Here is an 18,334-nt window from a genome sequence, read left to right on the forward strand (position 1 = left end):
GGCGCGATTCCGTGCGGCGCACGAGGAGGAGCCATGGCGGGATCGAAGTGGCTCCGCAGCGCCGGCATCGTCGCGCTCCAGTGCCTCATCGTGCTGGCCGCCATCGCGATCACCGGTCTCGTCGCGGCCGAGGTGCAGCAGCGCAGCATCCGGGCGGGGATCGAGGAGCGGGTCCTCGACGTCGCGACGAGCCTCGCAGACCTGCCCCTCGTACGTGAATCGGTCGCCGCGGATCTCCCCGAGGCGACGACCGCGCTGCAGTCGCTCGCCGACACGGTGCACGCGGCGTCAGGTGTCGACTACGTCGTCATCACCGACGACGCAGGCATCCGCCTGACGCATCCCGATCCGGCCGCCGTCGGCGAGCGTGTGTCCACGGACCCGAGCGTGGCGCTCGGCGGCGAGACCTACCTCGGCGTCGAGACCGGCACGCTGGGGCCGACGCTGCGCGCGAAGGTGCCGATCTTCGCGGGCGACGACGTCGTCGGGACGGTGTCGGTGGGGATCCTCGAGGAGCGGATGACCGAGAGCTTCCAGGAGGCGCTCCGCGGCATGCTGCCGTGGATCGTCGTCGCCGCCGCCGTCGGCTGCGTCGCGGCGGCGCTCGTCACGGGAGCACTGAATCGTCGTGTCCGCACGCTCACCGCCCAGACGCGCGAACTCGAGACGCAGCGGCGCATCGCCCGCGCGCTGCGCGAGCAGACGCACGAGTTCCACACCCGGATCCACGTGATCCGCGGCCTCGTGGCACAGGACGACACCGCGGCGGCGCTCGACTACATCGGCGGCGTCGCCCCCGTCACGGGCGCGCCCGCGCCCGCCGCGGCCGAAGCGCATCGCCCGGGCGACGCGCGCCTGCGTGCCCTCGTCGACGGCCTGACGTCGGAGCTGGACACGGCGGGCTCGACGCTGCGCGTCGCCGGCCACCCGCCGCAGGGCGCCGTCCCCGATGCGCTGCTGACGGCTCTGTCGAACCTCTGCCGCAACGCCGCCGAGGCCGGCGCGGCGAACGTCCGCATCACGTGGGCGCGGGCCGGGGACGCGCTCCTCGTCTCGGTCGACGACGACGGTCCCGGAATCCCGCACGATGTGATGGCGCGCCTGTTCCAGCGCGGCGCGAGCACGAAGCCGGATCCGGCGGGCCTCGGCCGGGGAATCGGCCTCGACCTCGTGCGGCGAGCCGTAAGCGACGCCGGAGGGACGATCGAGGTGGGCGGATCCGCGCTGGGCGGCACACGATTCACCGTCGAGATCCCGGATCGGGAGGTGCGCGCGTGACACAGGATCCGATCCGCGTCCTCGTGGTCGACGACGACGAGCACGTCCGCCGGCTGCACGCGGGGTACATCGGAGCGCTCGACGGGTTCGTCGTGGCGGCGGTCGCGGGCGGCGGCGAGGCGGCCGTCGAGATCGCGTCGCGGCCCGACATCGACCTCGTGCTGCTCGACATCGAGCTGCCGGGCTTCAGCGGGATCGAGGTGCTGCGCCGGATCCGCGAGCTGCGCGGAGGGGCCGTCGACGTGTACGTCATCAGCGCGACGCGCGACCCGCGCACGGTGCGGCAGGCGGCGTCGGCACGCGTGGCCGGCTTCCTCGTCAAGCCCTTCACGCGCGAGGCGTTCGCGAGCAGGCTCGCGGAGTACCGGGCATCGCGGGCGTCGGCACCCGGCGGATCCGAGGCCGATGTCCCCCTCGGCCAGGGCGAGATCGACGACCTGCTCGCGTTCGGTCGGTCGCACACGCGCAGCGCGCCGCCCGCGGACACCGCCGTCGTCGAGCTTCCGAAGGGGATCGCCGCATCGACGCTCGACGAGATCCGCGATGCCCTGGATCCCCTGCGCCCGGCGACCGTCGCCGACATCGCCTCGGCGACCGGCGCCTCGCGCGCCACGGTGCGCCGCTACCTCGACCACCTCGCCCACGCGGGCGAACTCGACATCTCGCACCGCTTCGGCCGCCGCGGGCGCCCCGAGGTGCTGTACCGGCTCGCGGTGCAGCCGGGCTAGGCGGACTCGGCCGAGTCGGGCACGCGGGCCGCATCGCTCGGAACGCCGCCGGTGGTCCAGCGGTGCAGGACCCCGCGGGGAACGTCCTCCCGGGTGAGGGCGAAGGCGTAGTGGTCGCGCCACGCTCCGTTGATGTGGATGTATCGGGGCCGATAGCCCTCGTACCGGAAACCGAGCTTCTCGACCACGCGAAGGCTCGGTGTGTTCTCGGGGCGGATGCAGATCTCCATGCGATGCAGGCCCAGCTTCGTGAAGCAGATGTCTGTCGCGAGCGCGACCGAGGTGGGCGTGATCCCGAGCCCCGCGAAGCGCTCGGACACCCAATAGCCGATCGTCGCGGACGACAGGGATCCACGCGCGATTCCCCACACGTTCAGCTGGCCCGCGATCTCGCCGTCATGCTCCATGACGAACGGCACGCCCGCGCCGTCCCGGTACTGCTGCAGCAGGCGCCGGACCGCGCCGCGCATGTCGAGCGAGACGGCGCCGTCGGGGTTCGTCGCCTCCCAGGGGACGAGCCACGAGCGGTTCGTCAGCAGCTCATGCTGCAGGATGCGCGCGTCGCGGGAGCGGATGAGCCGGATGGACACGGCTCCGTATGAGCTCTCGAGCGTGTCCATCCGGCTCTCCTGTCGCGACGTCGAGGCGCCGCGCGAATGCGCCTCTGACTAGAGGGTAGCGGCGAACTCCTTGATCCAGGGACGCAGCTCGGGGCCGAGATCGTCGCGGTCCGCGGCGAGGCGCATGATCGCCTTGATGTAGTCGAGCTTGTCGCCCGTGTCGTAGCGACGCCCGCGGAAGATCACGCCGTACACGTCGACGTTGTCGTCGTCGGCCGCGACCTCCTTGAGGGCGTCGGTGAGCTGGATCTCGTTGCCCTTGCCGGGCGCGGTGTGCTCGAGCACGTCGAAGATCTCGGGGGTGAGGAGGTAGCGGCCGATGATCGCGAGGTTGGACGGCGCGTCCTCCTTCGCGGGCTTCTCGACGAGATCGAGCACCTTGACCACGTCGGGGTCGTCGGTCGCCTCGACCGATGCGCAGCCGTAGAGGCTGATGTGCTCGGGGTCGACCTCCATGAGGGCGACCACCATGGCCTTCCGGCTCTCGTTGATCTCGATCATCTTCGGGAGCAGCGGGTCGCGCTCGTCGATGAGATCGTCGCCGAGCATGACGGCGAACGGCGAGTCGCCCACGTGCTGCTTCGCTCGGTACACGGCGTGGCCGAGGCCCTTCGGCTCGCCCTGGCGCAGCAGGTGCACGTCGGCGAGGTCGCTCGACTTGCGCACGTTGCCGAGCTTGCTGTCGTCGCCCTTCGCCGTGAGCTTCTCCTCGAGCTCGGGAACCGAGTCGAAGTGGTTGGCGATCGCGTTCTTGTTGCGACCGATGATCATGAGAACGTCACGGATGCCTGCGGCGACCGCTTCCTCCACCACGTACTGGATCGCGGGCTTGTCGACGACCGGGAGCATCTCCTTCGGCGTCGCCTTGGTCGCCGGCAGGAAACGGGTGCCGAGACCCGCAACCGGCATGACAGCTTTGATCTTCGCAGGTTCCATGCACATCACCATATGCGACGTGGCGGCGACTCCCTGGAAATCCCGCTTCCGGGTCGCCTGCCTTCACGCGCGTCACGGCCTACCGTGGAGCACATGACGATGTCGACGAGCGCCCGGAAGGACGCGATGAGGAAGCGGATCCGCGCGTCGCGGCGCGCGATGGGCGATGACGAGCGACGGGAGGCCGATGCGGGGATCGCCCGCGAGGGCGCGGCGCTCCTCGCGCGCGCGGGCGCGCGCACGATCGCGTGCTATCTGTCCGGTCCCGTCGAGCCGCCGACGCGCGCTCTCCTCGCGTACGCGTCCGGTGCGGGGATCCGCGTGCTCCTGCCGATCATCCGCCCGCACGGCGTGCTCGACTGGGCCGAGCACACGGGCGGCGAGCGCGTCGCCGCCCTCGGCGTTCCCGAGACGACGGGGGCGCCCCTCGGGCCGGGCGCGGTCGCGGAGGCGGATCTGCTGTTCGTGCCGGCAGCCGCCGTCGACGCCGAGGGGATGCGCCTCGGGTGGGGCGGCGGGTTCTACGACCGCGCGCTGGCGGCGTTGGGCTCACGGCGATCCGTGTACGCCGTGCTCTATGATGCCGACGTGGTCGATCGCGTTCCGCACGAGGCACACGATGTGCCGGTGACGGGGGTCGTGACGCCCACTCGCACGCTGTCGTTCGATCGCTGAGGCGCCCTTCTGGGGCACGCCAGGCGATCCCCCGGAGAGGCCCCCACCTACATGCCCACTTACGCCTACGCCTGCACCGACTGCGGGCACGCCTTCGATGCCGTCCAGTCGTTCAGCGAGGCCTCGCTGACGGACTGCCCGTCCTGCGACGGGCGCCTGCGCAAGCAGTACGGATCCATCGGCGTCACCTTCAACGGCTCGGGCTTCTACCGCACGGACTCGCGCGCCACGACGTCATCCAGCGCGTCCACCGGCGGATCCTCCTCCGACGGTGCATCATCGTCTTCGGCGACGCCGTCCCCTGCGACGGCCGGCGCCGCATCGTCCGGCGACTGACCCGTCGTCCGGCTGATCCGAGAACGGGCCGACGGCCCAGAGGGGGACACGAAAGTGATTCAGGGATTCAAAGAGTTCATCATGCGCGGGAGCGTCGTCGAGCTCGCGGTCGCGGTCGTCATCGGCACGGCCTTCACCGCGATCGTCACGGCGTTCGTCGACCACATCGTCAACCCGCTGCTCGGGGCGTTCGTGCCCAGCGGCAGCCTGTCGGAGTGGGTCATCGAGATCCCCGGCATCTTCGCGACCGCTGAGCTCGGCATCGGCGGCATCATCCAGGCCGCCATCAACTTCCTCGTCATCGCGCTCGTCGTGTACCTGCTGCTCGTCGTGCCGATGAACAAGCTCGCGGAGCGCCGCGCGGCCGGCGCCCCCGCCGAGGAGATCCCGCCGACGCAGGAGGAGCTGCTCACCCAGATCCGCGACCTCCTCGCCGAGAAGGAGAACCGCGTGTAGCCCACGCGCCTCGTACACGACGACGCCAGAATTCGGGGCCGACGCCGCAGAAATCGCTTTCGCGGCCGAATCCACTGAATTCTGGCGTCGTCATGTATTGGGTGTGGGTGAGTCTTGTCGCCCCTCCGGCGGCAGGACCCGGCGGACGGCGAAGCCGGATCCGCCCATCAGACGATTGAGTCTTGTCGCCCCTCCGGCGGCAAGACTCAATAGTGGGGCGGCTTGTCCTGCCGGAGACGGGCGTCGTTCGCGCCCTTCGGGCCCTCCTCGGGTGGGTCCGGCTCGTCGTCGCGCAGCGTCGCCTCGGCCTCTGAGTCGCTCAGGGTTCCCTCGACGGGCGTGAGGCGCGCGCGACGCGCCCCGCGCACCCGTTCGATGCGCTGGCGCTCGTCGCCGGTCATCGGATCAGTCGAGCGGAGCGGTCTCGTCGCCGACCCGGTCCACGTCGGCGCGGATCCCGAGCACGGCGGCGACGCGCTCGGCGACGGCCCGCGGATCGCTGTAGAGGTCGAAGGCGTGCACCCGCACATAATGCCAGCCGAGGCGCCGCAGCACCTGCGGGCGCAGGCGCAGCGACTCGCGGAGGGATTCCTCGCGCGATTCCGGATCGGATTCGACGATGACGGCCTTGCCGTTCGCCTGTGCGACGAGGGGCAGCAGGCCGCGGTAGTCGACCTCGACGGCCGCGCCCATGGCCCGCAGCTCGCGCGCGAGGGCACGGGTGAGGGGATCCGCGTCGTCCTCTCGGCGGAGCTCCTTCGCGCGCTCCTCGTGGGTGCGCAGGAGGTCCATGAGCAGGGCCGCGCCGTTCGAGAATCGGCCGTCGTCGATGTCGGGCGGCCGCACGGAGGTGACGATGACCATCGAACGGCGGGCGCGGGTCATGCCGACCGTGAGCAGGCGCTCGCCGTCGTCGCCTGACAGGTCGCCGAGGTCGCTGAGCACCCGCCCGTGGCGGGTCTTGCCGTATCCGAGGGAGAAGACGACGCGGTCGCGGCTCTCGGCGACCGATTCCTCGAGCGTGAGCACGGCGAGCGGCTCGGCGGTCTCGCGTGCGATGAAGTCGGCGACGTCGCTCCGGCCGGCGAACGCCGCCGTCACGGCCGCGCGCACGCGGTCGGCGTGGCGCCGGCTCGCGGTGACGACCATGAGCGATTCCCGGGGGCGGTTGATCGCGTGCTCGACGACGAGCGTGACGACGCGCGCCACTTCGGCGTCGGGGCTCTCGACTGCGCCGGTCTCGGGATCGGGCGATCCGCCCCCGCCCTCGACGTAGTCGACCGTCAGGCTGCCGCGGCCGAGATACGAGCCGGCCCACGGCAGCGACTGGATCTCACCGCCGTAGAACGCGTCGTTCACGAGGCGCGCGAGGTCCTCGCCGCCGGCCCGGTAGCTGCGGGTGAGCGTCTCGACCGGCAGGATCTCCGCGATCCGTTCGAAGGCGCTGCGGCGATCCGTCGCGGGCTCGTCCGCGGGGCGCACGCGCGCCGCGGCGGTCGAGACGTCGAACGGCGTCGGGCGCTGCGTCACGGGGTCGCCGAACGCGACGACCTGGGAAGCGCGGCGGATCGCGGGAGCGGCCTCCGTGAGGTCGATCGCCGCCGAGTCGACGAGCATGACGGTGTCGAACGGCTCGTCGTCGGGCAGGAGCGGGACGTCGTAGGGCGAGGCGAGCCAGACAGGCGCGAGGGTGCGCAGGATCCGGGGCGCATCGGCCTGCACCTGGTCGGGGGTGACTTCGCCGCGCATGAGGGCGCGCCGCAGCCGGTCGGATTCGTCGGGCTCGTCGACGATCCCGATCTTCCACTGGGCGGCGAGCTGCCATGCGAGCAGGCGCCCCGACGCGGCGGCGTGCGCCTCGTCGACGAGTCGGAAGTCCTTCTCGAGCCGGTCGACGACGCTCGTCGAGGCGCCGAGCAGCGAGGTGTCGGTGCGCAGCAGGTGCTCGAGCGCCGACTGCCACCACGTGAACTCGAGCTCCTCCCCCACCCGCTCCTCGTCGACGTGCCGGACGGAGAGCTCGGTGAGCAGGGGCGCGAGGCCGAGATCGGCGAGCGTCGCGCGCAGCTCGGCTCGCTCGACGATGTTCTCGAATACGTCCGACTCCGCGGCGAGGCCCGCGAGGGTGCGGATGAGGCGTTCGACGGGAAGGGACGCGAGGCGCGTGCCGCGGCCGAGCGCCTCGTCGAGGGATGCGAGATCGCCTTCGACCCGCTGCCACTCGACCTGCACATCGGCGAGGCCGAGGGGGATCTCGGGGGCGCTGACGCTCTCGACGAGATGCTTCCACTGCGCGCGCTGGTGCTGGATCCGCGTGAGCGCGGCGTGCATGTCCGAGACGTGCACGCCGGGGCGGACGAGCTCTCGCGCGAGACGCTTCAGGCGCCGGCGCTGCGCTCCCGACATCCCGGAGGCGTCGCGGCGCGATCCGTGCGCCTTGATCATGTCGGACAGCGGCCGCTCGAACGCGACGGGCTGGAACCTGTCGAGCGAGTCGCGGATGCCGTGCAGGAGGCGCAGATACTCGCCGAGTTCGTCGAGCGTCGCGAACGGGCGCATGCGCGTCTGCGAGATGAGCTCATAGCCGCGCTCGAGCAGCTCGGGGACACCGGAACGGTGCAGGCGGCCCGCGAGCGCGTGCGCCTCGCGCGCTTCGTCGGTCGTCTCGAAGCTGACGCCGTACCAGGGCGAGTCGTCCGGCCCCACTCGGAACTCGCCGAGGCGGGCCGCGAGGGCGAGCGTGCGCGCGGCGTCGCCGCGATCGCCCGCGAGCTTCGCGAGCGCGTCGGCGCTGAGCCGGGCCGTCGAGGACGGCGGAACGGGGAGCGACGCCAGGCGCGTCAGCTCGCGCGTGATCTCCAGGACGGAGACGCCGAGGTCGTCGCGGGTGCGCACGAGCGCGTCGCGGTAGTCGCGGAGGACGGCGCGCAGGCGCACGAGCGCGTCGTCGATGTCGGAGACGTTCGGCTGGGCGGTCTTCTCGTTGCGGCCGATCGCGCGGATCAGGTCGGAGCGGAGGGCGGTCGGCGTGACCGCGAGGCCGTCGAGGTGGATCCCCCGGAGGCGGTGCGCGACGCCGTCGAGCGTCGACCGGCGGGCGCTCACGACGAGGACCCGCTTGCCGGCCCGCACGAGCTGGCCGACGGCGTTGATGACGGTCTGCGTCCCTCCCGTTCCGGGGAGCGTGTGCACGGCGAGCGACTGGCCCGCCGTGATCCTCGCGAGGACGGCCTCCTGCTCGGCGTCGGCGTCGAGGAGGAGCGTGTCCGAGGCGGGGGCGCGGTCGTCGGGGTCGGTCGGCATCGCGACCGGCCGAGACGCGCGGACGGAGCGCAGGTCGTCCTCGTGCCCGGCGAGCGCGTTCAGCAGCATGTGGTCGACGCGTTCGAGGTCGCGCACCATGGGCGCGGCGACATCCGCGAAGGTGGAGACGACGAGGCGCGCCTTGACCGAGAAGGTCTCGACGTGGGACGTGAGGGCCCGCAGCCGGTCGATGACGGGCTGCGGCTGGAACAGCCCGTCGTGGTATGCCAGCGCGGCGAGCGCCTCGCCGTCGAGGTCGACGCCGAAGTGGTCGCGAGCGGCGCGCAGCAGTTCGGGGTTGACCGTGAACCCGCCGCGCAGCTTGAGCTCGAAGTCGGAGTGGTGGCGCCGCAGGCCGAGCGGGCGCAGCAGGACCGGCGCGGTGAAGCGCTCGGATCCGACCCGCCACGACGCGAGGCCCACGGCGAGACGCACCGCGTCGATCCCCCGGGCTGTGCGCAGCTCGACGTTCTTCGCCGCGATCCGCTCCGCCGCGAGGCGCGCTCCGCGGAGCGCGACCTCGTCGCGGAAGAGATTCGACAGGAGCGTCGAGCGCCCCGTGATGAACTGCGGCAGGCTTCCGGGGTGCGCCGTGGTGATCTCGATGAACGACTCGGGCGCCTCGCGATATCGCAGGAGCGCTGATTCGCCCCCGAGACGGCCGGCGGATTCGCGCAGGCGCTCTCGTTCTTCGTCGGCGACGTGCGCGATCGGCACGCCGGGTTCGGCCACCTGCAGATCGCTCGGATTCACGCCGTCCTCCGTTCCTGACAGCGCCGCTGAGCCCTTGATACGCCACACACGCGCAAGGCTACGCACGAGGTGCGCATTTCCCGGGTCGGATCGCCGCAGTTCCGGCGATATCACGTCCGGATTCGGATCTCGCGCTCATCAGGCGGTCAGCGCGCGCACATTCGCGGATCCCGCGGATCCATCCACAACGCCCCCTCTCTGGCGCAGGCGCGCGCCGGCGCGACGCGTCAGGATGGTGGCATGAGCGACGACGAGACATCCGCGGCAGGCGTCATCACGGGCGCCGACGGCCGCGCGCGACCGGTCTGGGCCGAGCAGAGCGACCTCCTGCGCGAGTACTACGACACCGAGTGGGGCATGCCCGTGCGCGACGAGCGCGGGGTCTTCGAGCGGCTGAGCCTCGAGGCCTTCCAGTCGGGGCTCAGCTGGGCGATCGTGCTGCGAAAGCGGCCCGCGTTCCGCGACGCGTTCGCGGCCTTCGATCCCGATGCCGTCGCGGCGTTCGGTGACGCGGACGTCGCCCGGCTCCTCGATGATGCGTCGATCATCCGCAATCGCGCGAAGATCCTCGCCACGATCGACAACGCCCGCGCGACGGTCGCCCTCCGCGACGACGGGACCGACCTCGCAGAGCTCGTGTGGGGACACCGTCCAGCCGAGACGCCCGCGCCCCTCACCCCGGCCGACGTGCCGTCGACGAGCGACGAGTCGATCGCGCTCTCGAAGGAGCTGAAGCGGCGGGGCTTCCGCTGGGTCGGGCCGACGACGATGTTCGCCCTCATGGAGGCCATCGGGATCGTCGACACCCACCTCGTCGGCAGCCACCGTCGCGGTTCGAGCGGCGTCTGGTAGGTTCCGTTCAGGCTCCGCCGCGGATCTCCCCCTCCTTGTCCGCGTCGGATACGGCGGATCCCCGGGAGCTCGGCCCCGGGGATCCGCTCGAGGACCATTGGCTAATGGTCCACGGCCTTCTCGGCGCCGTGGCCCGTGAGGGAGCGCACCTCCATCTCGGCCGCGATCCGCGGATCCTCCGTTCCCCGCCCGATGAACGAGCCGAGGAATCCGAGCAGGAATCCGACGGGGATCGAGATGATTCCGGGGTTCGACAGTGGGAAGACCGCGATGTCGATGCCGGGGAACACGCTCGTCTCCGCCCCGGAGAAGACGGGGCTGAGGACGATCAGGAGGATCGCCGCGCCGAGTCCGCCGTACATGCTGAGCACGGCGCCGGTGGTCGTGAATCCGCGCCAGAACAGCGAGTAGAGGATCGTCGGCAGGTTGGCCGATGCCGCGACCGCGAATGCGAGCGCGACGAGGAACGCGACGTTCTGGCCCTGCACGCCGATGCCGCCGATGATCGCGAGCGCGCCGACGACGAGGGTCGTGACGCGCGCGACCTTCACCTCGCCGTCACCGGAGACCTTTCCCTTCTTGATCACGTTCGCGTAGATGTCGTGTGCGAACGATGCGGATGCCGTGATCGTGAGCCCTGCGACGACCGCGAGGATCGTCGCGAACGCGACGGCCGAGATGAATCCCATGAGCAGGGGCCCGCCGAGGGCGTTCGCGAGCAGGGGCGCGGCCGAGTTGACGCCGCCCGGGGATCCGAGGATCTGCTCCGGGCCGACGAGGGCGCCGGCGCCGTAGCCGAGCACGAGCGTCAGCAGGTAGAACAGGCCGATCAGCCAGATCGCCCACACGACCGAGCGGCGAGCCTCCTTCGCGGTCGGCACCGTGTAGAACCGCATGAGCACGTGCGGCAGCCCCGCCGTGCCGAGCACGAGCGCGAGGCCGAGCGACAGGAAGTCGATCGGGTTCGCGTACTGCAGGCCGGGGCCGAGGATCGCCTCACCCTGCGGGTTGGCGGCCACGGCGGACTCGAGCAGCGCGTTCAGGCTGAAGCCGTGCAGCGCGAGCACCCAGATCGTCATGACGATGCCGCCGCCGATGAGGAGGAAGGCCTTGACGATCTGCACCCAGGTCGTGCCCTTCATTCCGCCGATGAGCACGTACAGCACCATGACGATGCCCACAACCGCGATGACGACCGACTGGCCGATGCTGCCGTCGATGCCCATGAGCAGCGAGACGAGCCCGCCCGCGCCCGCCATCTGCGCGAGCAGGTAGAAGAAGCAGACGGCGAGCGTCGTGATCGCGGCGGCCATGCGCACAGGCGCCTGCTTGAGCCGGAACGACAGGACGTCGGCCATCGTGAACTTGCCCGTGTTGCGCATGAGCTCGGCGACGAGCAGGAGCGCGACGAGCCACGCGACGAGGAATCCGATCGAGTACAGGAAGCCGTCGTATCCGTTGATCGCGATCGCCCCGACGATGCCGAGGAACGATGCCGCTGACAGGTAGTCGCCCGAGATCGCGAAGCCGTTCTGCGGCCCCGAGAACGATCGCCCGCCCGCGTAGTAGTCGGCGGCCGTCGCGTTGTTGCGGCTCGCACGGATGACGATGAACATCGTCACCGCCACGAACGCCGCGAAGATCGACATGTTGAGGATCGGATTGCTCTCGATCTCCTGCACGGCCGCTGTGACGGCCGTCGTCGCCGTCGCCATCCAGTCGCTCATGCGCCCGCCTCCGCCTTCTCGAGGTCCGCTCGCATGTCGGCCGCGACCGGATCCAGCTTCCTGTTCGCGAACGACACATAGGTCATCGTGATGGCGAACGTCGTGACGAACTGCGCGAGCCCGAGCAGCAGACCGATCGTGATGTCGCCCGACACGCGCTGAGCCATGAAGTCCGGCGCCCAGCCGGCGAGGAGCACGTATGCGAAGTACCAGAGCAGGAAGAGCACCGCCATCGGGAACACGAACGATCGATGGGTTCTCTTGAGTCGTCGGAATCGCGGGGACTCCTCGACCTCGATGTAGTCGATGGCCGCCTTCTGAGAGGTGCCGATATCGTTGTCCGTCATGTGGCCTCCCTGCCGCATGTCCGCGTGCGGCGCACCATCGCGCCGCATCGATCTGTCCCGGCGCCGAGAGGCGCCCGGTGGTAGCTTCGACGCTACGGATCCGCGGACGGACCACGTCACCCCCGAAAGTCAGTAGCCCCACGACGACGGCAAAGGAGCTCCTCGTGACCGAATCTCGCCTGCTCTCGCGCGCGGTCGACGAGTTCGCGCGGCGCACGCGCTTCCCGATCGCCTTCGGCGGGCTGCGTGACGCTGCCGGCGTCACGCGCGTGACCTCGATCGTCGGGACCCGCACCTCGTCGCTCCGTGGCCTGTCGGTCGCGCCGGAGCGCGGGCTCGGCGGCCGCGCCGTGACCGAGCTGCGCCCCCGGATGACGGGCGACTACGCGACGGCTCGGCAGATCACGCACGACTACGACACGTACATCCTCGGCGAGGGCATCGGCACGCTCATCGCCGTTCCCGTGCTCGTCGACGGCCGCCCACGCGGCATCCTCTACGGCGGCGCCTGGGGCACCTGGGGCATCGGCGGCGTCTCGGCGGCACCGGCCGTGCGCGTGGCGGAGCAGCTCGGGCGGGAGCTCGCGGAGCACGACGCGGTCGAGCGCCGTCTCGCCGTGGAGGCGGCGGCCGAGGCCGCCGGTGCCGCGGACCGAGCGCTCTCCTCCGCCCAGCGCGAGGAGCTCCGTGCGAGCTACACCGAGCTGCGTCGCATCTCCGCCGAGCTCGGCGACGATGCACTGCGCAGCCGCCTGCAGGAGGTCGAGCGGCGCCTCGCCGCGCTCTCCGGCACCGCGTCCGCGACCGCGGCACCCGCCGATGTGCACCTCTCGCCCCGCGAGACGGATGTGATCGCCTGCGCCGCTCTCGGGTCGACGAACGCGCAGATCGCCGATCAGCTCGGGCTGCGCGAGGGAACGGTCAAGGCGTACCTCGGATCCGCGATGTCGAAGCTCGACGCATCGACCCGACATGCGGCCGTCGCGGCCGCGCGGCGCCTCGGGGTGCTTCCGTAGCTCCTCACCGCCGCTATCTCGTGAAGACCCGGATCAGGTGCCGGAGCGCCAGAACCGCGCCTGCCACCGCCGAGATGGCGCCGAGGACGATGTCGAGCCCGATCGACCCCGCGACCGGCGGCACATCGACGGGCACGACGAACAGCACGACGGCCAGCGACAGGAGCACCGCGGCCAGCACCGCGGATCCGAAACGATCGATCATCGCCGCCGCCCATGATCGGTCCGCCGACTCGGTGAACGACCGCGTCCGCACGACGAACTCACCGGCGGCGAGCTGGCGGCTGATCGACTCCGCCCGCGCGGGCAGACGCCGGAGCACCGCCGCGGAGACCATGGCCTCCGCGGCGAGCGCGCCGGCCACCCGCCCCGACGACGTGAGCCGTTCGAGAACCGGTGGGATCGCCTCTCGGAGCAGGGACGCGAACTCCGCGTCCGAATCGAGCGCCCGTACGGTCGCCCAGAGCGACATGAGGGTTCGGAACGCACCCGCGACATCTCCCGGGACGCCGATGCGATAGGTCCGCAGGAAGGACGTGATGTCGCTCAGCAGCGAGTCGCGCATCTCCCCGCCGCGCGCATGCAGCGTCATCAGCCGCCCGAGGTCCGCCTGCAGCGCGGACCGGTCGACATCGGATTCGACGGCGAAGACCATCGTCAGCGCGTTCGTCGCCGCCACGTCGTCGTCGTTGAGCAGCGCGAACAGCAGCACGGCCAGCAGCTGCCGCCTCTCGGCGCCCAGCACGCCGATCGCTCCGAGGTCGAGCACACCGATCCGCTGATCGTCGAGCAGCATGATGTTGCCCGGATGCAGATCGGCGTGAAAGGCGCCGTCGACGAGAACGCTGCTCAGGGCCCACGTGATCAGCGACTGGGCGAGTTCGGTGCGACGCCCCCGGCTGAGGCCATCGATCCCCTCGACGAGCGCCACACCCCGCAGGCGAGTCATCACGAGGACCGCGTCCCCGGACAGCTCGTCGACGACCTGCGGCACCTCAAGGAGCCTGTGCTCGTCCGCCAGCGAGCGGAGCATCCGCGTGTTGTCGGCCTCGTGACGGTAGTCGATCTCCTCCAACAGAGACGCCGACAGCCCGTCCGCCAGCGCGTCGATGTCCATCGCACGCGCCCACGCCCAGCGGCGCTGTGCCCGTGCCGCGAACCGACGCAGGATGTCGCAGTCGACGCGCACATCCTCGGCCGCGCCGGGTCGACGCACCTTCACGACGACCTCGGTTCCGTCGTGGAGCACCCCCGCGTGGACCTGTGCCAGCGACGCGGCCGCGAGCGGCTCGCTCTCGATCGAACGAAGCGCGGATCCCGGGGGCCGATCCCACTGCTCCGCGAGCAGTTCCTGCACTGTGGCACCGTCGACCGGCTCCACGTCCTTCTGGAGTCGCGCCAGCTCTCCGGCGAGCGCGCGCGGAAGCTGGTCGGCGCGCGTCGACAGGACCTGGCCGATCTTGATGAACGTCGCGCCGGATCGGCTGAGCGTCTCGACGACGGCCCGCGCGAACTGCGGCGATTCCGGCCCCTGTCGTGCAGCCCGCAGCAGGCCCGACGTCGACGCGATCCAGGCCAGCCGAACGTAGCGGAGCAGTCGGCGCACGCGCGCACGGGACTCCCGTACGAGCGTCACGGGCCCGGGGAGCGCGCCGCTCGGCACCAGTGTCTCGACGACCACGAGAACCGCGAGCGCTCCGACGATCGCACCCGCGAGCACCAATCCGCTCAGCAGCAGCCACACCAGCACCTGCTCGGGTCGCGCAGGATCCACGGAACCCAGTCCCGCCGCGTCGGCGATCGGCACGGCCGTCTCTGCGAGCACGATCAGCACGACCAGCCCGGTCACACTGCTGCGCAGCGGCCCGGGCACACCATCGAGAAGGCGCCGGATGACGGCGCCGACGAGGACCGCCAGGCACAGGGTGACGATGCTGGCGAGGATGCTGCCGAACAGGTAAACCATCGTCCCCCGGTCTCACTCGGAATCGCCGGCGCTCGCATGCGACCTCGGAATCACCCACGGTCGAACACGACCCAGAGTGCCCCTGACTGGACTCGAACCAGCGACGCACGGTTTAGGAAACCGACGCTCTATCCACTGAGCTACAGGGGCGTGCGCGAGCGCGCCCGCCCCATATTACTGGGACGGGCGCGACCTGCGACATTCGTCAGTGCGCGGCTTCGTACGCCTCGAGGATCGCCGAGGGGACGCGACCGCGGTCGCTGACCTCGTGACCGTTCTCGCGCGCCCACGCGCGTACCGCGCCGAGGTCGTGCTTGCCCGCTGCGGCGCCGCGCGGCCGCGCGCTGCGTGCCGCGCCGCCCGCGCGACGACCCGCCTTGACGAAGGGGGCGAGCGCATCGCGGAGCTGCGTCGCGTGCTCATCGGTCAGGTCGATCTCGTAGCTCCTGCCGTCGAGCGAGAAATGAACGCTCTCGCCCTGACCGATCTCGAGGACTGTTCCGTCGATATCATCGACGAGCTGGTGAATGATCTTCCGTGCCATGCGCTCAACGATAATGCATTCGCGAACGGAATACGCTCATTCGCGGCGCATTCTGCGAGATCAGCTCACGCGGCCATTTCGAGATAAGGGCTCCACGAGGGATCGGCGCGTTCGGATCCCCGCACGACCCAGCTCACGCCGCGCGGCGGCGCCGGCCGGAATCGCAGCGACCACCCCATCTCCTGCGGAGTGCGATCGCTTTTCACGTTGTTGCATTTCACGCACGCCGCCACGAGGTTCTCCCACGAGTCCTCGCCGCCGCGCGACCGAGGCTGGACATGATCGATCGTCGTCGCGCTGCGGCCGCAGTAGGCGCAGCGATGCCCGTCACGCCGGAGCACACCACGCCGCGTGACGGGGACCCGACGAGTATGCGGAATGCGCACGTATCGCGTCAGGACGATGACGGCCGGCCTGTCGTAGGCCTCGGATGCACCCCATACGGGCGATTCCTCATCGCGGACGATCACGTTCGCCTTGTCGTTCATCACGAGCACGAGAGCGCGTTTGAATGACACGATGGCGAGGGGTTCGTATCCCGCATTCAGTACGAGCGTGCGCACAGGCTGCCGCCTTTCATCACGTCCCGGATGGCTTCCGGGTCCAGTCGAATGACGTCGCCGCAGGCACGCACAGACGAAAAAAGGCGCTGTCGCACGGACAGCGCCTGGGGGTGAGCCACGATCATCTCGCGGCTCGCATGCACGCGATGCCTGAGAACATAGCGACCGAGCGCATCCGTGGTTCGAATGCTCGGGCAGATGTCCATGGCCGTTCCTCTCGCGCGTGTGGCTGCAGGCGACGCGAACAGGTTAGCGCATGCGACACGCCCGAGCGGCGAAGGGGAGGTGAATTCTCTTCGACGCTTCGAACACGACAGACGCGAATCGCCCGCCTCGCGGGCGCGAGACGGGCGATTGGAACGGATCCGATCAGATCGGGAGGTAGGCCATCGGGTCGACGATGGCGCCGTTGATCCGCAGCTCGATGTGCAGGTGGTGGGCCGTCGAACGTCCCGTCGAGCCGACGTATCCGATGACCTGGCCCGCCTCGACGGTCTGTCCGACCTCGACCTGGCGGGTGCCGTACGTCATGTGTCCGTAGAGCGTCTGCGTTCCGTCGCCGTGATCGATCGCGACCGTGACGCCCCATCCGTAGTGGGCCTCGCTCGAGACCGTGACGGTTCCCGACTTGACGGCGTAGATCGGAACGGCGCCGTCCGACTGGTCGTGGGTGACCATGTCCGTTCCCGCGTGACCGGCGCTGACCGAGCGGGAGACGTAGTACGAGCCCGCCGGGAGCGGGTTGACGGCACCGTCGACGACGGTCGGCGCAGGAGCGTCCGGGAGCGCCGGCGCGGCGGGCGACTGAGGCACGCCGGCGGGCTCGCCCGCCCCCGCGTCGTCCTGGTTCGCCGCGGCCTCTTCCTCGGCCTGGCGCTGCGCCTCACGCGCTCGCTCCAGCGCCTCTCGCTCGGCCTCGATCTGCTCGATCTCCTCGGCCGTGCGGGCCGCGTAGCTGGTCGTGGCCAGGTCGGCGGTCGCGACGTCGGCGCTCACCTCGAACGACTGCGCGTCGACGGCGGCCTCGTCACGGACGCTCGCCTCCGCGGCCGTCTGCTGCTGCGTCGCCGCATACGCCGGGATCGCCACGCCGGCGATCAGAGCGCAGACCGCTGCGAGCGTGCCGACGGCACGAACGGGGGTGAGGCGACGAGAGGCGACTGCAGAACCGGTGCGTTTGGCGGCTCGGTCCGCGCGGCGCAGATCCTTGCGCGCGGCCGCCACCATCTTCCGATTGCTCAGGGGACGCTCTGCGGGTGTCTGGGCGTCCGTGCGGGTGAGCTCGTTCCGAGCCGACTCGTTGTCTGTCAAGATCAGTTTCCTCCGTCGCCTCGCACGCCGGGACATGCAGGTTCGCAGCACTGGGTTGGGGGCACAGTGTGACCCTGCGAGAAGAGCGAACCACTCGAGGCGATTCCCACAGGGGGCTCCCGGCTCGGTTGCCGGGTGTCACCATACGGTAACGAAAGATAACGAATTTGTCACGCTGAGGGCGTGAGAATCTTCTTCACGCGCCCGCAGGCGCCGTCTCCTCGGCGACGAGGAACACGTGCGAGGCGAGCTCCACGGGCAGCTCGAGCGCCTCGTCGACGCCGTCCATCTGGGCGAGGACATACCCCTCGCTGAAGCGGAAGTCGCCGTGCGCACCGGGCACGACGCCCGCGTCGCGCAGCTGCTGCAGCAGCTCGGGATCCACCTGCACGGGCTCTGCGAGGCGCCGGACCGTGCCGGTGACGGGACCGCCCTCGGCCTCGAGCTTCTTCACGACGCACACGACGCCCTCGTCGAAGCGGCGACTCACGCCGGATTCGCCGATCTCGCCGAGGCCGGGGATCGGGTTGCCATATGGCGACTCGTCGGGGTGCCCGAGGAGCTCGACGAGCCGGCGCTCGACGAGCTCGCTCATGACGTGCTCCCAGCGGCAGGCCTCTTCGTGCACATAGGCCCAGTCGAGCCCGATCACGTCGCTCAGCAGCCGCTCCGCGAGGCGATGCTTGCGCATCACCTCGATCGCCTTGCGCCGACCGTCCGGCGTCAGCTCGAGGCGTCGGTCGTCGCCGACGCGGATGAGCCCGTCGCGGTCCATGCGACCGATCGTCTGCGAGACGGTCGGGCCGGAGTGGCCGAGCCGCTCCGAGATGCGGGCGCGAAGGGGGACGATGCCCTCCTCCTCGAGCTCGAGGACGGTGCGGAGATACATCTCCGTCGTGTCGATCAGATCGGTCATCGCTGCG

General features: G+C 70.6%; 19 protein-coding genes and 1 tRNA gene. 7 read left to right on the forward strand and 13 right to left on the reverse strand.

Translation table 11 applies throughout. The annotated features are described in order from the left end of the window. Nucleotides 1-33 precede the first annotated feature (33 nt). Both GB932_RS06805 and GB932_RS06810 read left to right on the forward strand, forming a co-directional pair. Nucleotides 34-1,278, forward strand: coding sequence for a sensor histidine kinase (locus GB932_RS06805; RefSeq protein ID WP_156759932.1), 1,245 nt, complete (start codon nucleotides 34-36; stop codon nucleotides 1,276-1,278). After that, nucleotides 1,275-2,006, forward strand: coding sequence for a response regulator (locus tag GB932_RS06810; RefSeq protein ID WP_156759933.1), 732 nt, complete (start codon nucleotides 1,275-1,277; stop codon nucleotides 2,004-2,006). The genes GB932_RS06805 and GB932_RS06810 overlap by 4 nt, the downstream gene beginning before the upstream one ends. Here GB932_RS06810 and GB932_RS06815 read toward each other — a convergent pair. Both GB932_RS06815 and galU read right to left on the reverse strand, forming a co-directional pair. After that, nucleotides 2,003-2,626, reverse strand: coding sequence for a GNAT family N-acetyltransferase (locus GB932_RS06815; protein ID WP_156759934.1), 624 nt, complete (start codon nucleotides 2,624-2,626; stop codon nucleotides 2,003-2,005). The two genes, GB932_RS06810 and GB932_RS06815, sit on opposite strands and share 4 nt — an antisense overlap. A 48-nt stretch (nucleotides 2,627-2,674) precedes the next feature. After that, complete coding sequence (galU, locus tag GB932_RS06820) at nucleotides 2,675-3,562, reverse strand: UTP--glucose-1-phosphate uridylyltransferase GalU (protein WP_156759935.1); 888 nt, start codon at nucleotides 3,560-3,562, stop codon at nucleotides 2,675-2,677. A 93-nt stretch (nucleotides 3,563-3,655) separates the two neighbouring features. Here galU and GB932_RS06825 point away from each other — a divergent pair, with 93 nt between their 5' ends. From GB932_RS06825 to mscL, 3 genes are all read left to right on the forward strand, one after another. Next, nucleotides 3,656-4,237 carry a 5-formyltetrahydrofolate cyclo-ligase gene (locus tag GB932_RS06825; RefSeq protein WP_197517358.1) on the forward strand — a complete coding sequence of 194 codons (582 nt, stop codon included), beginning with the start codon at nucleotides 3,656-3,658 and terminating at the stop codon, nucleotides 4,235-4,237. A gap of 51 nt (nucleotides 4,238-4,288) precedes the next feature. Then, nucleotides 4,289-4,573 carry an FmdB family zinc ribbon protein gene (locus GB932_RS06830; protein WP_156759937.1) on the forward strand — a complete coding sequence of 95 codons (285 nt, stop codon included), beginning with the start codon at nucleotides 4,289-4,291 and terminating at the stop codon, nucleotides 4,571-4,573. Nucleotides 4,574-4,654: 81 nt separating this feature from the next. Then, nucleotides 4,655-5,029, forward strand: a complete 375-nt coding sequence (mscL, locus tag GB932_RS06835) for a large conductance mechanosensitive channel protein MscL (RefSeq protein ID WP_231916044.1) — start codon at nucleotides 4,655-4,657, stop codon at nucleotides 5,027-5,029. Nucleotides 5,030-5,235: 206 nt separating this feature from the next. Here the strand turns inward: mscL and GB932_RS06840 are convergent, their stop codons facing one another. Both GB932_RS06840 and GB932_RS06845 read right to left on the reverse strand, forming a co-directional pair. Beyond that, a complete protein-coding gene (locus tag GB932_RS06840) occupies nucleotides 5,236-5,430 on the reverse strand; it encodes a hypothetical protein (RefSeq protein ID WP_156759939.1) in 195 nt (64 codons plus the stop codon). 4 nt (nucleotides 5,431-5,434) lie between these two features. Further along, nucleotides 5,435-9,133, reverse strand: a complete 3,699-nt coding sequence (locus GB932_RS06845) for an AAA family ATPase (RefSeq protein ID WP_231916045.1) — start codon at nucleotides 9,131-9,133, stop codon at nucleotides 5,435-5,437. A 192-nt stretch (nucleotides 9,134-9,325) separates the two neighbouring features. Here GB932_RS06845 and GB932_RS06850 point away from each other — a divergent pair, with 192 nt between their 5' ends. After that, nucleotides 9,326-9,937, forward strand: coding sequence for a DNA-3-methyladenine glycosylase I (locus tag GB932_RS06850; RefSeq protein WP_156759940.1), 612 nt, complete (start codon nucleotides 9,326-9,328; stop codon nucleotides 9,935-9,937). Between the two features lie 101 nt (nucleotides 9,938-10,038). On the opposite strand, the gene GB932_RS06855 is transcribed toward GB932_RS06850, so the two are convergent. Next, nucleotides 10,039-11,664, reverse strand: a complete 1,626-nt coding sequence (locus GB932_RS06855) for a monocarboxylic acid transporter (RefSeq protein WP_197517359.1) — start codon at nucleotides 11,662-11,664, stop codon at nucleotides 10,039-10,041. Further along, nucleotides 11,661-12,011 carry a DUF485 domain-containing protein gene (locus GB932_RS06860; RefSeq protein ID WP_156759941.1) on the reverse strand — a complete coding sequence of 117 codons (351 nt, stop codon included), beginning with the start codon at nucleotides 12,009-12,011 and terminating at the stop codon, nucleotides 11,661-11,663. Before GB932_RS06860 ends, GB932_RS06855 begins: the two co-directional genes overlap by 4 nt. Nucleotides 12,012-12,175: 164 nt before the next feature. Here GB932_RS06860 and GB932_RS06865 point away from each other — a divergent pair, with 164 nt between their 5' ends. Further along, a complete protein-coding gene (locus GB932_RS06865; RefSeq protein WP_156759942.1) occupies nucleotides 12,176-13,027 on the forward strand; it encodes a LuxR C-terminal-related transcriptional regulator in 852 nt (283 codons plus the stop codon). A gap of 13 nt (nucleotides 13,028-13,040) precedes the next feature. On the opposite strand, the gene GB932_RS06870 is transcribed toward GB932_RS06865, so the two are convergent. The 7 genes from GB932_RS06870 to GB932_RS06900 all read right to left on the reverse strand — a co-directional run bounded on the left by GB932_RS06870 (nucleotide 13,041) and on the right by GB932_RS06900 (nucleotide 18,327). Next, nucleotides 13,041-14,993 carry an ABC1 kinase family protein gene (locus GB932_RS06870; RefSeq protein ID WP_156759943.1) on the reverse strand — a complete coding sequence of 651 codons (1,953 nt, stop codon included), beginning with the start codon at nucleotides 14,991-14,993 and terminating at the stop codon, nucleotides 13,041-13,043. A gap of 77 nt (nucleotides 14,994-15,070) precedes the next feature. Further along, nucleotides 15,071-15,143, reverse strand: a tRNA-Arg gene (locus tag GB932_RS06875). Nucleotides 15,144-15,198: 55 nt separating this feature from the next. After that, nucleotides 15,199-15,537, reverse strand: coding sequence for a histone-like nucleoid-structuring protein Lsr2 (locus GB932_RS06880; protein ID WP_156759944.1), 339 nt, complete (start codon nucleotides 15,535-15,537; stop codon nucleotides 15,199-15,201). Nucleotides 15,538-15,602: 65 nt separating this feature from the next. Further along, nucleotides 15,603-16,100, reverse strand: coding sequence for an HNH endonuclease (locus tag GB932_RS06885; protein WP_156759945.1), 498 nt, complete (start codon nucleotides 16,098-16,100; stop codon nucleotides 15,603-15,605). Continuing rightward, complete coding sequence (locus GB932_RS06890; RefSeq protein WP_156759946.1) at nucleotides 16,082-16,306, reverse strand: hypothetical protein; 225 nt, start codon at nucleotides 16,304-16,306, stop codon at nucleotides 16,082-16,084. The genes GB932_RS06885 and GB932_RS06890 overlap by 19 nt, the downstream gene beginning before the upstream one ends. Nucleotides 16,307-16,469: 163 nt before the next feature. Further along, entirely contained in the window at nucleotides 16,470-17,411 is a 942-nt protein-coding gene (locus GB932_RS06895; protein WP_156759947.1) for a M23 family metallopeptidase, read from the reverse strand. A 196-nt stretch (nucleotides 17,412-17,607) separates the two neighbouring features. Next, nucleotides 17,608-18,327 (reverse strand): iron-dependent transcriptional repressor DtxR, encoded by a 720-nt coding sequence (locus GB932_RS06900; RefSeq protein WP_156759948.1) that lies wholly within the window; start codon nucleotides 18,325-18,327, stop codon nucleotides 17,608-17,610. Between the last annotated feature and the right edge of the window lie 7 nt (nucleotides 18,328-18,334).

Origin of the sequence: Microbacterium karelineae, from assembly GCF_009745985.1 — a bacterium.
Taxonomy (GTDB): domain Bacteria; phylum Actinomycetota; class Actinomycetes; order Actinomycetales; family Microbacteriaceae; genus Microbacterium; species Microbacterium karelineae.

What these genes read in the sequence shown, in the direction of transcription:
- GB932_RS06870 (WP_156759943.1), bottom strand. Translation starts at nt 14,993, where the DNA reads ATGGTTTACCTGTTCGGCAGCATCCTCGCCAGCATCGTCACCCTGTGC.
- GB932_RS06860 (WP_156759941.1), bottom strand. Translation starts at nt 12,011, where the DNA reads ATGACGGACAACGATATCGGCACCTCTCAGAAGGCGGCCATCGACTAC.
- GB932_RS06815 (WP_156759934.1), bottom strand. Translation starts at nt 2,626, where the DNA reads ATGGACACGCTCGAGAGCTCATACGGAGCCGTGTCCATCCGGCTCATC.
- GB932_RS06825 (WP_197517358.1), top strand. Translation starts at nt 3,656, where the DNA reads ATGACGATGTCGACGAGCGCCCGGAAGGACGCGATGAGGAAGCGGATC.
- GB932_RS06900 (WP_156759948.1), bottom strand. Translation starts at nt 18,327, where the DNA reads ATGACCGATCTGATCGACACGACGGAGATGTATCTCCGCACCGTCCTC.
- GB932_RS06880 (WP_156759944.1), bottom strand. Translation starts at nt 15,537, where the DNA reads ATGGCACGGAAGATCATTCACCAGCTCGTCGATGATATCGACGGAACA.
- galU (WP_156759935.1), bottom strand. Translation starts at nt 3,562, where the DNA reads ATGGAACCTGCGAAGATCAAAGCTGTCATGCCGGTTGCGGGTCTCGGC.
- mscL (WP_231916044.1), top strand. Translation starts at nt 4,655, where the DNA reads ATGCGCGGGAGCGTCGTCGAGCTCGCGGTCGCGGTCGTCATCGGCACG.
- GB932_RS06840 (WP_156759939.1), bottom strand. Translation starts at nt 5,430, where the DNA reads ATGACCGGCGACGAGCGCCAGCGCATCGAACGGGTGCGCGGGGCGCGT.
- GB932_RS06805 (WP_156759932.1), top strand. Translation starts at nt 34, where the DNA reads ATGGCGGGATCGAAGTGGCTCCGCAGCGCCGGCATCGTCGCGCTCCAG.
- GB932_RS06855 (WP_197517359.1), bottom strand. Translation starts at nt 11,664, where the DNA reads ATGAGCGACTGGATGGCGACGGCGACGACGGCCGTCACAGCGGCCGTG.
- GB932_RS06890 (WP_156759946.1), bottom strand. Translation starts at nt 16,306, where the DNA reads ATGGACATCTGCCCGAGCATTCGAACCACGGATGCGCTCGGTCGCTAT.
- GB932_RS06850 (WP_156759940.1), top strand. Translation starts at nt 9,326, where the DNA reads ATGAGCGACGACGAGACATCCGCGGCAGGCGTCATCACGGGCGCCGAC.
- GB932_RS06830 (WP_156759937.1), top strand. Translation starts at nt 4,289, where the DNA reads ATGCCCACTTACGCCTACGCCTGCACCGACTGCGGGCACGCCTTCGAT.